The organism is Methylobacterium sp. A52T, from assembly GCF_053346095.1.
The window spans coordinates 1-14,454 of record NZ_JBKFBI010000149.1 but is presented as its reverse complement, the minus strand read 5'-3'; the positions used below and the strand labels follow the sequence as shown (position 1 = coordinate 14,454).

The 14,454-nt window shown below is 72.8% G+C and carries 12 protein-coding genes and 1 pseudogene; 4 read left to right on the top strand and 9 right to left on the bottom strand.

Features of this window, described 5'->3' with window-relative positions; all coding sequences use genetic code 11:
• From ACLBYE_RS25810 to ACLBYE_RS25790, 5 genes and pseudogenes are all read right to left on the bottom strand, one after another.
• A pseudogene (locus tag ACLBYE_RS25810) lies at positions 1-839 on the bottom strand (methyl-accepting chemotaxis protein); the annotation flags it as partial.
• Positions 840-1,142: 303 nt separating this feature from the next.
• Positions 1,143-2,366, bottom strand: a complete 1,224-nt coding sequence (coaBC, locus tag ACLBYE_RS25805) for a bifunctional phosphopantothenoylcysteine decarboxylase/phosphopantothenate--cysteine ligase CoaBC (protein ID WP_447696347.1) — start codon at positions 2,364-2,366, stop codon at positions 1,143-1,145.
• Between the two features lie 43 nt (positions 2,367-2,409).
• Positions 2,410-3,132 (bottom strand): di-trans,poly-cis-decaprenylcistransferase, encoded by a 723-nt coding sequence (locus ACLBYE_RS25800; RefSeq protein ID WP_042674708.1) that lies wholly within the window; start codon positions 3,130-3,132, stop codon positions 2,410-2,412.
• Positions 3,133-3,208: 76 nt separating this feature from the next.
• Positions 3,209-3,598, bottom strand: coding sequence for a transcriptional regulator (locus ACLBYE_RS25795; protein WP_020093611.1), 390 nt, complete (start codon positions 3,596-3,598; stop codon positions 3,209-3,211).
• The gene (locus ACLBYE_RS25790) at positions 3,585-4,202 is read right to left on the bottom strand and encodes a hypothetical protein (protein ID WP_056525429.1); all 618 of its coding nucleotides are present in this window, start codon (positions 4,200-4,202) and stop codon (positions 3,585-3,587) included. The genes ACLBYE_RS25795 and ACLBYE_RS25790 overlap by 14 nt, the downstream gene beginning before the upstream one ends.
• 324 nt (positions 4,203-4,526) lie before the next feature.
• Here ACLBYE_RS25790 and uvrB point away from each other — a divergent pair, with 324 nt between their 5' ends.
• Complete coding sequence (uvrB, locus tag ACLBYE_RS25785) at positions 4,527-7,292, top strand: excinuclease ABC subunit UvrB (RefSeq protein ID WP_447696346.1); 2,766 nt, start codon at positions 4,527-4,529, stop codon at positions 7,290-7,292.
• A gap of 16 nt (positions 7,293-7,308) precedes the next feature.
• On the opposite strand, the gene ACLBYE_RS25780 is transcribed toward uvrB, so the two are convergent.
• Positions 7,309-7,527, bottom strand: coding sequence for a hypothetical protein (locus tag ACLBYE_RS25780; protein ID WP_447696345.1), 219 nt, complete (start codon positions 7,525-7,527; stop codon positions 7,309-7,311).
• Between the two features lie 134 nt (positions 7,528-7,661).
• Here ACLBYE_RS25780 and ACLBYE_RS25775 point away from each other — a divergent pair, with 134 nt between their 5' ends.
• The gene (locus ACLBYE_RS25775) at positions 7,662-8,195 is read left to right on the top strand and encodes an ankyrin repeat domain-containing protein (protein ID WP_020093615.1); all 534 of its coding nucleotides are present in this window, start codon (positions 7,662-7,664) and stop codon (positions 8,193-8,195) included.
• Between the two features lie 59 nt (positions 8,196-8,254).
• The gene (locus tag ACLBYE_RS25770; protein ID WP_447696344.1) at positions 8,255-10,012 is read left to right on the top strand and encodes an outer membrane protein assembly factor BamB family protein; all 1,758 of its coding nucleotides are present in this window, start codon (positions 8,255-8,257) and stop codon (positions 10,010-10,012) included.
• Positions 10,013-10,373: 361 nt separating this feature from the next.
• On the opposite strand, the gene ACLBYE_RS25765 is transcribed toward ACLBYE_RS25770, so the two are convergent.
• From ACLBYE_RS25765 to ACLBYE_RS25755, 3 genes are all read right to left on the bottom strand, one after another.
• On the bottom strand, positions 10,374-11,699 hold the full coding sequence (locus tag ACLBYE_RS25765) for an O-antigen ligase family protein (protein ID WP_447696343.1): 1,326 nt from the start codon (positions 11,697-11,699) through the stop codon (positions 10,374-10,376).
• Between the two features lie 126 nt (positions 11,700-11,825).
• On the bottom strand, positions 11,826-12,728 hold the full coding sequence (locus ACLBYE_RS25760; protein ID WP_012317814.1) for an alpha/beta hydrolase: 903 nt from the start codon (positions 12,726-12,728) through the stop codon (positions 11,826-11,828).
• A gap of 83 nt (positions 12,729-12,811) precedes the next feature.
• Complete coding sequence (locus tag ACLBYE_RS25755; protein WP_447696342.1) at positions 12,812-13,771, bottom strand: lytic transglycosylase domain-containing protein; 960 nt, start codon at positions 13,769-13,771, stop codon at positions 12,812-12,814.
• A 171-nt stretch (positions 13,772-13,942) separates the two neighbouring features.
• On the opposite strand from ACLBYE_RS25755, the gene ACLBYE_RS25750 reads away from it, so the two are divergent.
• The coding region (locus ACLBYE_RS25750; protein ID WP_447696341.1) for a cysteine hydrolase family protein at positions 13,943-14,454 on the top strand (512 nt) is incomplete at its 3' end.

Below are 14,454 nucleotides of genomic sequence, written 5' to 3'. Positions count from 1 at the left end.
GCCCGGGGCGGCGGCGGGGCCGGCCCCGGGGGGCCCCGCCGGGCGAGGGGGGCGCCCTCGAAATTGTTCTCCCGGGCCCGCCGGAACGCGGCCCGGACCGTCTCGGAGGCCTCGGCCGAGGCCTCGATCGCCGCGTTCCAGGCCGCGTCGAGCCGTCCCCGCTCCTCGGCCGCCGCGACGGTCTCGTCCAGCGACCAGGACGCCCCGGCCGCCAGGGACGTCTGCACGCGCAGCGCGACGGCGCCGTTGGCCATGCGCGTCGCCCACGCCGCCCGCTTCAGGGCGAGGTCGCGCCGGAGGAGCCCGTCGGACAGCGGGATCGCGGCGTCCACGGCGTCGCTCGTGGCGATCAGGGCATCGAGCATGGCCTGGAGGGCGGCCCTGGCCTCCGCCGTCACCGCGCCGTCGCGCCGCGCGCCCGGCACGTCCAGGGCCGCGTCGACCCGCGGCCGGAGGCGGTCGAGGCGGCCGCTCGCCTCGTGCAGCCGGCCGAGGGTCGCCGCCACGGCGGGGAGTTCCAGGCCGTCGAGGAGCGGCCGGGCCGCGGCGAGCCCCGCGATGGCGCGCTGCCGGTCGGCGTAGAGCGACGCGCGGGTCTCCGCCTCGACGGGCTCGGCGGCGGCGAGGAACTGCAGCGTCGCGCCCCGCTCGAACCGGGTCACGTTGAGCGTCTGGAGGAGGGCGCGGCTCGCCCGCACCAGCGCGATGACCCGCTCGGCCTCGGCGGCGTGCTGCCGCGCCTCGCGCACGGTGCCCGTCGCGAAGCCGAGCATGATCGTGGCCATGACGACGAGGACGAGGCTCATGGTCGTCCGGATGGACAGGTCCCCTATGCGCATCGTGCCTCGGCTCCGGTCGCCCGATCGGTCGGGCATGCCAGATCATAGCAAGATTTCCTCCGCACGGCCGGGACAACGCGGGCGACCGCAGGCAACACGCTGTCTTTAAAATTTCCCCTCGCGACCTATTCTTCAGCAAAACGATCGGACAATGACCGGGCAGACGCGCGGATATTCTCAGTCACCAATCGATCGGACGCGGATCTGTTGTAGCAACACTTTTACTTTACCTGTGTGCAACGACGCCCACGCTCGGAACGGCCCGCCGTCCGAGGGGCACGCGTCCCTCTCGGGGGCGCCGCGTCAGCCGGCCAGAAGCGCGGCGAAATGGGCGACGAGCCGCCGGGCGACCTCGTCCTTGCCGAGGCGCGGCCAGGTCTCCACCGCGCCGTCCCGTCGGATCAGGTGCACCGTGTTGTCGATGCCGCCCATGACGCCGCCCTCGGCCGACACGTCGTTGGCCACGATGAGGTCGCAGCCCTTCCGGGCGATCTTCGCCCGGGCGTGCTCGACCACCGTGTCGGTCTCGGCCGCGAACCCGACCACGAGGGACGGGCGCCCGGCCGGCCGGCGCGCGATCGTGGCGAGGATGTCGGGATTCTCGACCAGCGGCATCGGCGCCGGCCCGGTGCCGTCCTTCTTGATCTTCTTGCTGCCCGCCTCCTGCTCCGGGCGCCAGTCGGCGACCGCGGCGGCGAAGACCGCGATGTCGGCCGGCAGCGCCGCCTCGACGGCGGCCAGCATCTGCCGGGCGGTCTCGACCCGCACGACGGCGACGCCCGGCGGGTCGGGCAGCGACACCGGCCCGGAGACTAGCGTCACGGCGGCGCCGGCCGCGGCGGCGGCGGCCGCGATGGCGTGGCCCTGGCGGCCCGAGGAGCGGTTGGCGATGTAGCGGACGGGGTCGATCGGCTCGTGGGTGGGGCCCGAGGTCACGAGCACGCGCCGGCCGGCCAGGGGCCTGTCCCCGGCCGGGGCGCCGAGCATCCGCTCCAGCGCGTCGGCGATCTCGTTGGGCTCGGCCATCCGGCCGGGCCCGGATTCCGGCTCGGCCATCCGGCCGGCATTCGGCCCGACGATCCGGACGCCGTCGCCCTCCAGGACCGCGCGGTTCCGGCGGGTGGCGGGGTGCGCCCACATCTGGACGTTCATGGCCGGGGCGATCAGGATCGGCAGGGTCGTGGCCAGCAGGACCGTGGTCGCGAGGTCGGCCGCGTGGCCGCCGGCCATGCGGGCCATCAGGTTGGCGGTCGCGGGCGCCACCACCACGGCATCGGCCTGACGGGCGAGCTTGATGTGGCCGATCTCGGCCTCGGAGGCGCGGTCGAACAGGTCGGTATGCGCCCGCTCACCGGCGAGCGCGGCCGCCGCCAGCGGCGTCACGAATTCCTGGGCCCCCGCGGTCAGCACCGGGCAGACGCTGGCGCCCCGCTCGCGCAGCCGCCGGATCAGGTCGAGGGCCTTGTAGGCCGCGATGCCGCCGCCGATGACGAGGAGGACGCGGCGATGGGCGAGGGTCTCGGTCATGCCGCCGACCCTCTGCGCGCCGGCGCGCGCGCGTCAAGCCGCCTCAGGCGGCGGCCGGGACGGCCGGCGCCTTCAGGCCGCCGAACCGGCGCTCCCGGCGGCCGAACTCGGCCACGGCCTCGGCGAGGTCGTCGGGTCCGAAATCGGGCCACATCCGCTCGGTGAAGAGCAGTTCGGCGTAGGCCGCCTCCCACAGCATGAAGTCGGAGAGGCGGCGCTCGCCGCCGGTGCGGATCAGCAGGTCGACATCCACCGGGGAGCCGTGCATCGGACCGGCCACCAGCTTGCCGAAGCTCTCGCGCGTCGGCTCCTCGCCGGCGAGGCGCTGCGCCGCCGCGATGATCGCGTCGCGGGCCGAGTAGTCGACGCAGATCCGCAGATGGAGGCGGGTTCCCCCCGCCGTGGCGGCCTCGGCGGCCGCGATCGCCTGTGGGATGCCGTCGGGCAGACGGTCGCGCCGACCGACGACGCTGAGACGGGTGCCGGTGCGGGCGAGGCGCTGGGTCTCGTTGCGCAGGTACGAGCGCAGGAGCCGCATCAGGCCGCCGACCTCCTCGGCCGGCCGCTGCCAGTTGTCCGCCGAGAAGGCGTACAGCGTGAGCGTGCCGATGCCGTGATCCGGGCACGCCTCGGCGGTGCGGCGGATCGCCTCGACGCCCCGGTGGTGGCCGGCCAGCCGCGGCAGGCCGCGCTGCGTCGCCCAGCGCCCGTTGCCGTCCATGATGATCGCGGCGTGCAGGGCTCCCGGCACCGCTTCGCTTTGCATCGTAAAGTCTCCCGGCATGGGCGTGGCGTAGAGGTCTATCGAAACGGGATTAACATTCCCGGCGGGACGGGCGGTCTCACGCCGTTTTCGTGGCCGGATCGAGGCCGCGAACACCGGATTCGGGGCCGCGCTCGGCCGCCTCCGCGGCATCGCGCACCACCTGCTCCAGCACGCCGAGATAGCCGATGAAGCGCCGACGCCCGACCGCCGTGAGGCGGCAGATCGTCTGCGACCGGTTCTGCGCGAAGCGCTTCTCGAGGCTCACCAGATCCGCCTCGCTCAGAACGGCCAGGTGGCGGCTCAGATTGCCGTCGGTCAGCCCGCACAGCCGCTTGAGATCCGGGAAGGGCAGCCCCTTCGGGTGCGCCACCAGGGATGTCAGCACGCTGAGGCGCGCCCGCTCGTGGATGATCCTGTCGAGCCCCTCGTAGGAGAAGCGCCCCTCGGAACGGTCAGCGGTCGTCATCGAAGGCCCGGGCCCCGTGATGGATGATCCCGGCCAGCCACGCCTGGCCGATCAGGAAGGGCAGGCCCATCGTCCAGGGCGACAGGGCCCGTGTCTCGGCCGAGACCGCCAGGACGGCGAGGCCGGCGAGCAGGTACCAGGCCCCGACGCCCTGGACCGCCCGGGGCAGGATCCGCGCCGAGGCGAAGAGGCCGAGGCCGACCAGAACCTGCCAGAGACCCGGCAGCATCCAGACCTCGCCGGGCGCGAAGCGGGCGATGACCAGGGCGAGGCAGGCCCCCGCGCCCGCGGCCGGCAGGAACACCTCGATGGCGTTCCACACCATCGCGTCGGCGAGGCCGGAATGCAGGCGCCGGCTGCGCCGGACCGCCTCGACGCCGATCATCGCGAAGGCCGCGAGGGCCGCCGCGATCCAGAGGCCGAAGAACAGGCCCGGCCGCGCCGCGGGATCGCCGAGCCACAGGGCCTGCCCCGCCGCGCAGGCGAGCGCAAGGCCGCCGGTGCCGGCGACCGTCGCCGCGCCCAAGCCGCGGAACGCCGTGTCGCGGGCGATCTGCGAGCGGATGGCCACGATGTCGGCCAGCGCCTTGTCCAGGTCCTGCATGTGCCTCAAGCCCCCGGCTGCAGCATGCCGCACACCCCACTTTGCAGTGCAAAGTATCGACCGGGTCGGCTCACCGCAAGCCGATTTCCCGCGTGCGGATTCCGATCTTCTCAGCATCCGGCGTCGCGGTCGAGTTCGCTCCCGGGGGAATTCTACCTAACGGCTGTATTCGCCACACCGTCTTTAGTGGAATGGCGCGGCGCTCCGCCGCCGGTCGGCAACCGGTCCGCGGCCGGTCCGCCGTACGGCCGGCGGCGGACGAAAGCCGCCAAACCGCACCCGCGCAGGGTTCCTCAGGGCGCGGTCCGGGCCCATATTGTTCTCATGCCCGCACCGAAGAAACCGCGCTCCGTCACGGCCACGTCCGCCAAGGCGTCGAAGCCCGAGCTGAAGCCCCTGGACACCTACCTGGCGGAGCTCCTGAACCCGGCGCTCAACCGGAACCGCCCGGCCGCCGTCGAGCCGCCCCCCGAGGCGCCCGCGCGGCCCGGCCGCAAGACGGGCGGCGGTAAGGGCGGCGGTAAGGTCGGCCCGAAGGAGGGGACAGCCGAGGCCGCGACCCGGAGGGCCGAGATCGCCCACGACGGCTTCGCGGAGGCGCCCCAGGCCGGCTACGCGCTCGGCGACGCGGCCGATGTCGACCCGCGCCTGGCGCAGGCGCTCGGTCTGACGCCGCCCGAGGACGGCCCCGCGCCGGAGGGTGCCGACCTGCCGGATCCCGGCGGCGACGGCGGCGCCTCGGCGACGGTGAGCGCGCTGGAGCGGCTGCTCACCGAGGGCAACCCGCTGTTCAAGGACGGCAAGACCTGGACGCCCCACCGGCCGGAGCGGCCGCAGAAATCCGAGGGCGGCGTCCGGTTCACGCTCAAATCCGACTTCACCCCGGCCGGCGACCAGCCCCGGGCGATCGCCGAGCTCGTCGGCGGCGTGCAGGCGCTGGAGCGCGACCAGGTGCTGCTCGGCGTCACCGGCTCGGGCAAGACCTTCACGATGGCCAAGATCATCGAGGAGACGCAGCGCCCGGCGCTGATCCTCGCGCCCAACAAGACGCTGGCGGCGCAGCTCTACGGGGAGTTCAAGGCCTTCTTCCCCGACAACGCGGTCGAGTACTTCGTCTCCTACTACGACTACTACCAGCCCGAGGCCTACGTCCCGCGCTCCGACACGTTCATCGAGAAGGAATCGTCGATCAACGAGCAGATCGACCGGATGCGCCACGCCGCCACCCGCGCCCTGCTGGAGCGGGACGACGTCATCATCGTCGCCTCGGTCTCGTGCATCTACGGCATCGGCTCGGTCGAGACCTACACGGCGATGTCGTTCACGGTCTCGCTCGGCGAACGGATCGAGCAGCGCCAGCTGATCGCCGACCTCGTGGCCCTGCAGTACAAGCGCATCCAGTCCGACTTCGCCCGCGGCACCTTCCGGGTGCGCGGCGATTCGATCGAGCTGTGGCCGGCCCACCTGGAGGATCGCGGCTGGCGGATCGGGCTGTTCGGCGACGAGGTCGAGAGCATCGTCGAGTTCGACCCGCTCACCGGCAAGACGATCTCCGAGCTGAAGTTCGTGAAGGTCTACGCTAACTCGCACTACGTGACGCCGCGCCCGACGCTGCAGCAGGCGATCAAGGGCATCAAGCACGAGTTGAAGGGCCGGATCGAGGAGCTGACCCGGATGGGCCGGCTGATTGAGGCGCAGCGGATCGACCAGCGCTGCACCTTCGACATCGAGATGATCGAGGCGACCGGCGCCTGCAACGGCATCGAGAACTACTCCCGTTACCTCACCGGCCGGAAGCCCGGCGAGCCGCCGCCGACCCTGTTCGAGTACCTGCCCGACAACGCCCTGGTCTTCACCGACGAGAGCCACGTCACCGTGCCGCAGATCGGCGGCATGTACCGGGGCGACTTCCGCCGGAAGGCGACGCTCGCGGAGTACGGCTTCCGGCTGCCCTCCTGCCTCGACAACCGGCCGCTGCGCTTCGAGGAATGGGACGCGATGCGGCCGATGACGGTCCACGTCTCGGCGACGCCCGGCAAGTGGGAGATGGAGCAGACCGGCGGCGTCTTCGCCGAGCAGGTCATCCGCCCGACCGGCCTCGTCGACCCGGTGATCGAGGTGCGCCCGGCCCGCAGCCAGGTGGACGACCTGCTGGGCGAGGTCCGGGAGGTGGCGCAGGCCGGCTACCGGACCCTCGTCACCACGCTCACCAAGCGCATGGCCGAGGACCTCACCGAGTACCTGCACGAGAACAGCGTGCGGGTGCGCTACATGCACTCCGACATCGACACGCTGGAGCGGATCGAGATCATCCGCGACCTGCGGCTCGGCGCCTTCGACGTGCTGATCGGCATCAACCTCCTGCGCGAGGGCCTCGACATCCCGGAATGCGCCCTGGTGGCGATCCTCGACGCCGACAAGGAAGGCTTCCTCCGCTCGGAGACCTCGCTGATCCAGACGATCGGCCGCGCCGCCCGCAATGCCGACGCACGCTGCATCCTGTACGCGGACAACATCACCGGCTCGATGGAGCGGGCGATGGCCGAGACCGAACGGCGGCGCGCCAAGCAGCTCGCCTACAACGAAGAGCACGGGATCACGCCGCAGAGCGTGAAGCGCGGGATCGCCGACATCCTCAGCAGCGTGTTCGAGCGCGACCACGTTCAGGTCGATACCGGGCTGGCCAAGGACGCCATCACGGTCGGCCACAACCTCAAGGCCGTCATGGCGGACCTGGAGAAGCGGATGCGCGCGGCTGCCGCCGACCTCGACTTCGAGGAGGCGGCGCGGCTGCGCGACGAGCTGAAGCGGCTTCAGGCGACCGAACTGCTGGTCTCCGATGACCCGATGGCGCGCCAGAGCGATGTGGAGCGCGAGGCCGGCAAGTTCGGCCGGAAGGCGCCGCGCGGAGGCGGGGGCAGCCGGATCGCCAAGCCCGACCTCGACAACATGGGTCCGGGGACCGACCGGGAGTTGCCGGCGGGCGGCGCGGCGCCGGTCTGGCAGGAGCGGCCGAAGCCGCGCTCGACGCAGGGCCTCGGCGGTCAGAAGCCCAAGTACAAGGGCGGCGGCGGGCGGCGGCGGGGCTGACCCGGCCGCCGGGACCTCAGGCGGCCTCGCTGCCGCGGCCGAGGCCGTGTTCCGACCCGGCCTCGCCGGCATCGACGATGGCCTGCGCGATCCGGACCACGAGGACGTGGCAGGCCTCGTCGTAGGCGTGGGAATCCGCGCGGACCGCCGCCTCGACGACGGTCCCCGCCTGCTCGCGCACGATCTCGCGGGCGGTGCGCAGCGCGTCGGCGTAGGGCTCAAACGGTCGGGGCATCGTCGCGCTCCGGAGACGCCGGGCCTCGCCCGGATAGGCGGCTGGAACGAGCCGGGCTACGAAACTGTTCCCCCCGCCGCTGGACGTCGATGCCGCAGCGGCCCAGATCAGCCGCGATGAGTGACGAGCACGCGATGGCCTCAGAGACGAACCCGCCCCCGACCCTCGACGACGAGACCCTGGCCTTCGCGGGCCGGGTCTTCCAGTACGCGCGGATGGGCCACGCCGAGGAGCTCGCCGACCTGTTCGGGCAGGGGCTGCCGGCGAACCTGCGCAACGACAAGGGCGACAGCCTGCTGATGCTCGCCGCCTATAACGGTCAGGCGGAGGCCGCCCGGGTGATCCTGGAGGCCGGCGGCGACCCGGAACTCGCCAACGACCGCGGCCAGACGCCGCTCGCCGGCGCGGCCTTCAAGAACGACCTCGCCGTCGCGCAGCTCCTGCTCCGGCACGGGGCCGCGGTGGACGGGACCGGCGACGGCACCCGCACGGCGCTGATGACCGCGGCCATGTTCGACCGCACCGAGATGGTCGACCTGCTCCTCCAGCACGGCGCCGACCCGGATCGCCGCGACGCCTCCGGCCAGAGCGCCGCCGACATGGCCCGGGCCATGGGCGCCCAGGCGACGCCGGCGCAGCTCGACGGGGCGCCCCGGCGGCAGGCGTGAGGCCGCGTCGCGAGAAGACCGGTTCGGGCGCGACAGGCGCCGCACACGGGAGCACAGCTTTGTCGCGATGGATCGGGGCCGCCCTGCTGGCCTGCCTTGCCGGAACCGCCTCCCTCGGTACGGCCTCCGCCGCCGAGACGCCCTGGCCGGCCTTCGGGCACGACCCGAGCAACCGCAACTTCTCCGAGCTAACCCAGATCAACCGCGACACGGTCGGCCGGCTGCGTCCCGCCTGGATCTTCCAGACCGGGGTCACCGGCTACTTCCAGGCCCAGCCGGTCATGGTGGACGGCACCCTCTACGTCTCCACGACGCAGAATAACGTCGCGGCCCTCGACGCGAAGACCGGGAAGCCGCTCTGGACCTACACACACAAGCCGCGCACCGAGAAGATCTTCGGCCCGCCCTCCAACCGCGGGGTCGCGGTGTCGGGGGGCCTCGTCTTCGAGGCGACCATGGACGGGCAGCTGATCGCCCTCGACGCCAGGACCGGCCGGATCGTCTGGGAGAAGGAGGCGGTGCGCCCGGAGGAGGGCGAGACCGAGACCGCCTCGGGCCTGGCCGCGACCCTCGGCGGCAAGCCCGTCCAGGGTTCGAGCCGCCTCGGCTTCAAGATGCCGCCGCTCGTCGCCGACGGGCTCGTCATCGTCGGCGTCACCGGCGCCGGCTACGGCCTCCACATCGAGGACGAGGCGGGCGGCCTCGACGGCGGCTCGGTGGTCGGCATCGAGGGCGGCTACGGGCGGCGCGGCTGGCTCGCGGCCTACGACGCGAAGACCGGCGAGGAACGGTGGCGCTGGTACGTCACGCCCTTGGAGGGCTGGGAGGGCGGCTTCGTGGACAAGACCGCCGACGGCACGCCGCTCCACCGCGACATCGCCGCCGAGAAGGCGGCGGCCCCCGCCAACCGCGACGCCTGGCGGGTGGGCGGCGGCTCCCTCTGGATGACGCCCGCCTACGACCCCGATCTCGGCCTGATCTTCCTCGGCACCGGCAACCCGGCGCCGCAGAATTTCGGCCTGTCGCGCCCGGGGGACAACCTCTACACGATGTGCCTCGTCGCCCTCGACGTGAAGACCGGCAAACTGCGCTGGTACTACCAGCAGGTGCCGCACGACGAGTGGGGCTACGACGTCGCCGCGCCGCCCTTCCTGCTGGACATGCCGGGCGGCGCCAGGGCGGTGGCCTCGGCGAGCAAGACCGGCTGGATCTACGTCCACGACCGCGCCACGGGCCGGCTGATCGCACGCTCGGCCCCGCTCGTCGAGCAGAAGAACCTGTTCGCGCCGCCGACCCCGCAGGGCACCGTGGTGGCGCCCGGCCCACTCGGCGCGGTCTCGTGGCCGCCCACCGCCTATGACGGGACGCGCGCCTACGTGCAGGTCCGCCACGGGGCGACGACCTACACGGTGAAGACCGTGCCGGCCGCCGCGGGGCGCCCGGAGATCCGCTACACGGAGACCGGGGAGGCCAGGGGCGAGCCGTCCTTCAGCACGCTCACCGCCGTCGATCTCGCGGACGGCGGCCGGATCGCGTGGTCGGTGCGCGGCGCCAGCCGCCTCTCCGGAGGCACGCTGGCGACCGCCGGCGGACTCGTCTTCTCGGGCGAGGAGGACGGTCATCTCGACGCCCACGACGCGCGGGACGGCCGGATTCTCTGGCGTTTCCAGTGCGGCGCCGGCATCAGCGGGCCGGCGATGACCTACGCGCTGGACGGCAAGCAGTACGTCGCGGTGGCGGCGGGCGGCGCCTCGTTCACCAGGGCGTCGGGCTTCGGCACCGGCGACGCGCTGCTGGTCTTCGCGCTGCCCGATTGACCGCGGCCGGCCCACGGCGCGGACGGATGTCGCGGCGCGCCGGACACCCGACGCTGCGGCGGGACGGGACGCCCCGGCGCGGCCCCTTGGCTAGTGGGCCACGAAGAGGGACAGCGCGCACAGGGCGCTCACGCCCAGCGCGAACGTCACGTCGGTCCAAGCGAAACGAACCCTGCCCGGCATGCAGAATCTCCGCGCGAATGCCGACCAACAGTTTCCCGGACAAGTTGTTGCCGTCCGCTACCGGACAGAAGCCGCGCGGAGGGGAGAAGAGACGCTCGCTGAGGCACGCCGGGGCGAGCGCATTCACGATGCGCGGTCTTCCGCGGCTGGCGCGCGAAGTCCGGGCGCCCGGACCGCCTCAGCCCGCTACGACGGCGTAGCGGGTGCGCAGGCGCAGGCCGAACACCGCCATCATGAACATGCAGCAGGTGGCGTTGTTGCCGTTGTAGAGCACCGTCTCGAAGGAGGCCGAGACCAGCCCGAGGAACCACAGCCTCAGGAACAGGAGGGTCTCCGCGTCGAGGCGTGTCCCGCCGGCCACGCGCTGCAGGTCGCGCACCGGGGCGAGCACGAAGGCCACGACGGTCAGGGCGAGGAACGGCAGGCCGCCGATCAGCGCGGTGTCGAGATAGGCGTTGTGGGCGTGGTCGACGGTGTTGACCCAGGTCAGCGCCTCGGAGCCGGCATACATGGTCCGCTCGGTCATCCAGAAGGCGCCGATCCCCCAGCCGCGCCAGGGCCGGATCATGATGTTGTCGATGGCGAACTGCCAGATCTCGCTGCGGCCCGTGAAGGTCGCGTCGGTGAGCAGCGACCCCACTGCCTCCTGGATCGGCGGCGCGAGCACCGAGCCGATCGAGATCAGCGAGAAGCCGATCACCGGGCCGAGGAGCAGTAGGCGGCGCAGGACCCCGCCGGTCAGGACCTGGCACAGGCCGGTGACGGCGAGGATCACCGGCAGGAGCAGGATCGCGGTCTTGGAGCCGCTCGCCACGAGGAACCCGGCCGCCAGGAGCACGATCGCCCAGCCGAGGACGCGGCTCGCCACCCTGGCGACGTAGAGGCCCACGATCACCAGGATCACCATGGCGGCGCCGGCCTCGTTCTTCTGCGGGAAGATACCGCGCCAGAGGCCCGGGTGGCTCGGATCCGAATTGACGTCGAAGGCCGAGTGGATCGCGAGGTTCGGCACGAAGGCGACCGCGAGGTAGGAGGCGAGCACGATGACCAGGGCGGACCCGGCCATGGTCAGCGCCAGCTGCCGGGGCGAGCGGGCCACGATCAGCACGCCCGCCGAGAGCATCGCCGCGATGGCGAAGAGCGCGAGCCGCCGCAGCGACAGGCTTGGCTCGACGGAGAGCAGCGCCGTCGCCCCGAGCCAGAGGGCGCAGAGCACGAGGGGGCGGGTCACCAGGGGGCGGAGGTGGCGCACGCCGATCCGGTGGATCGCCGCCGCCATGGCGGCGCCGGCACTGAGGAACAGGATCTGCGTCAGCAGGCTGCCGTCCTCGGAGGCCGCGAGCATCGACCGGTCGGACAGGTCCTTCAGCCAGACGTGATTCCAGAGCAGGACGAAGACGGCCCCGTTCAGGAGCACGCGCAGAACGTCCGGCACGTCGCGGCCCGCGACGCCGCGCTGCCGCCCGTCGGCCGGGATCCCGATCGCCGCGTCCGCAGAAGCCATGCCGTCCCACCGCGAGGCCGCGCCGCGCGGCCGAGACCATTCTAGCGGCCCGCAGGTGCGGGGCGATGGAAAATCAGGTGTTGCACCCCGCGATCGCGCGATAACCTTGACGCGATCCCGGCGGGGTCAGCGCCGCATCGTGTACTGCGAGCGGCCGGCGGATTGCCGCATCAGGAAGGACGCCATCTCGGCCAGTTCCGGTGCCTTCGAGCGGAAGGTGACGGACAGCGCCAGCAGCGTGTCCTTGTGGTCGAGGCCCGGGTAGAGCCGCTCCTGGACCGGGACGTGCTCGGCCCGCAGCTTGGCGGCGAGGCTGACCGTGTGCCGCGGCTTGACGACCGTGTCCGCGTCGCCGGTCGCCAGGAAGGCGGGGGGCGAGAGCGGGCCCGCGAAGGCGACGGGCTGCGTGGCCTCCGGATCGGGCGCCTTGCCGAACACCTTGACGGTGGTGTCCTGGTCGAACGGCAGGAAGTCGTAGGGGCCGGACAGGCCGGCGACGGCCTTGATCACCTTGGGATCGACCCCGGCGGCGATCACGTAGCGCGGATCGAGGCCGAGCATCACGGCGTTGTAGGCGCCCGCCGAGTGGCCGGCGAGCACGATGCGGCGCGGGTCGCCGCCGTATCCGGCGATGTTGTCGCGCACCCACGCGATGGCCTCGGCGCCGTCCTCGAGGAAGCCGGGGAACGGCGCCTCCGGGTAGAGCCGGTAATCGGGCAGCACCGTGACGAAGCCCTGCGCCGCGAGGGCGTGCCCGACGAAGGCGTAGTCGTCCTTGGCGCCGCTCTGCCAGGAGCCGCCGTAGAAGAACACCAGGACCGGCGCGTTCTCGGCGCCCGCTGTGGGAACGTAGACGTCGAGCCGCCGCCGCGGGCCCTCGCCGAAGGGCTGGTCCTTCGCGGCGAGCCGGCCCCCCGGATCGCGCGGGCCGATCGCGTCGAACAGCGCGAGCGGCGAGGCAGCGGTGAAGCCGAACGCGGCGAGCCCGAGACAGAGGAGGCTAGCGAGCGCGGTGAGGAGACGTGTCATATCCCATCCGGTTGTCCCGACCGGGCCATACCGCACCGCCCTCGGGGCGGATTGATGACGCTCTCGGGGCGGATCACGAAAAATCAGGTCCGCAGCACGAAGCAGGCGCCGCCGACCTTGCGGATGCGGCCGCACAGGTCGTCGGCCGCCTGCCGGCTCTGCGCCGGGATGCGGATCCGGTAGAAGGCGCGGGTCCCGCGGTTGCGCAGGCGCGTGCCGATGATCATCGGCCGCACCTCGCCGATCACCCCGGCGTAGGCGCTCCGCGCGCGGTTGAAGCTCTGCAGCGCCAGCGCCTTGGAGAAATTGCCGGCGAGCTGGATGCCCCAGGGGGCGGCCGGACCCTCGTTGAGGCCGAGGGCGAAGCGGTCGCCGCGCGACGGGACGCGCAGGCTGGCGGTGACCTGCAGGCAGGTCTGCGGCGCTTCCGGCTTGGTCTCCTTCTGATCCTTGGCCTCGGGCTTGCCGTCGGACCTGCCGTCAGACTTGCCGTCGGACTTGGCGGGCGCGCCGCCCTCCGGGAACTCGATCGCCTTGCCGGGGCCGGTCCGCCAGTCGTCCACCGGCTGGCCCGTGATGTTGGCCACGTAGGCCCGCGTCTCGGCGGGCAGGCCGCCGTCGCCGGAGAGCCACTTGCTCACCCGCGCGGCGCCGCCGTTATAGGCCGCGGCGGCGAGGCCCAGATTGCCGAACTGGGTCCTCAGGTCGGCGAGCAGGTGGGCCGCGTGCGGGATCGCCTGCTCGGGATCGAACGGGTCGAGGAGGCCGCGTTCCCGGGCGGTCCCGGGCATGAACTGCGCGACGCCCTGCGCGCCGGCCGGACTCACCACCCCGACGCGAAAACTGCTCTCGCGCCAGATCAGGCGCGTCAGGAACGGCACCGGAAGGCCGCGGGCCTTGGCCGAGTCGTCGATGAGGCGGCACAGGGCCTGCTCGACGGTCTCGGTCGCCCCCTCGGACGGAGCGGCCGAAGCCGGCTGCGCGCAGGCGAGGGCGAGGAGAAGCGCGCCGAGGCGCAGGGGCGGGGCGGTCACGCCGCGCATGTAGCGACGCGCGGGGGCGGATCAATCCGCGCGGCCAACCTTCCTGGGGGAACATCCGGCCCCGGCGCGCGAGCGTTGCACCTTTGCACACTGGCGCGACCGGGCCGCGCCGTCGTAGCGTCCCGGGCTCAGAGAGCCGCCTCCGACGCGGCCCGATGGGAGGAACCGCCGATGTCCGATCCGGCAACCCTGCGCGGCCTGTCCGGCCTGAGCCCCGCGCCGGCCCCGCTCAGGGGCTCGGCGCTCGTGATGATCGACCTGCAGCAGACCTACCGGGAGGGCGTGATGCGGCTCGACGGCGTCGAGCCCGCGCTCCGGGAGGCGGCGGCGCTCCTGCGACGGGCGCGCGAGGCCGGGATCCCGGTGATCCACGTCCGCCACGATGCCGGGCCGGGCTCGCCCTACGACGTGACCGCCCCGATCGGCCAGATCAGCCCGGAAGTGGCGCCGCAGGGCGACGAGCCGGTGATCACCAAGGCGTATCCGAGCTCCTTCGTGGGCACCGACCTCCAGGCGCGGCTCGAGCAGGCCGGCGTGAAGGACGTCGTCCTGGCCGGCTTCATGACGCATATGTGCGTCAACTCCACCGCCCGGAGCGCCTTCAACCTCGGGTTCCGCCCCACCGTCGTGGCGGCCGCCCCCGCGGCGCGGGGCCCGCCCGGGCCGGGCCGGGCCGTGGGGGC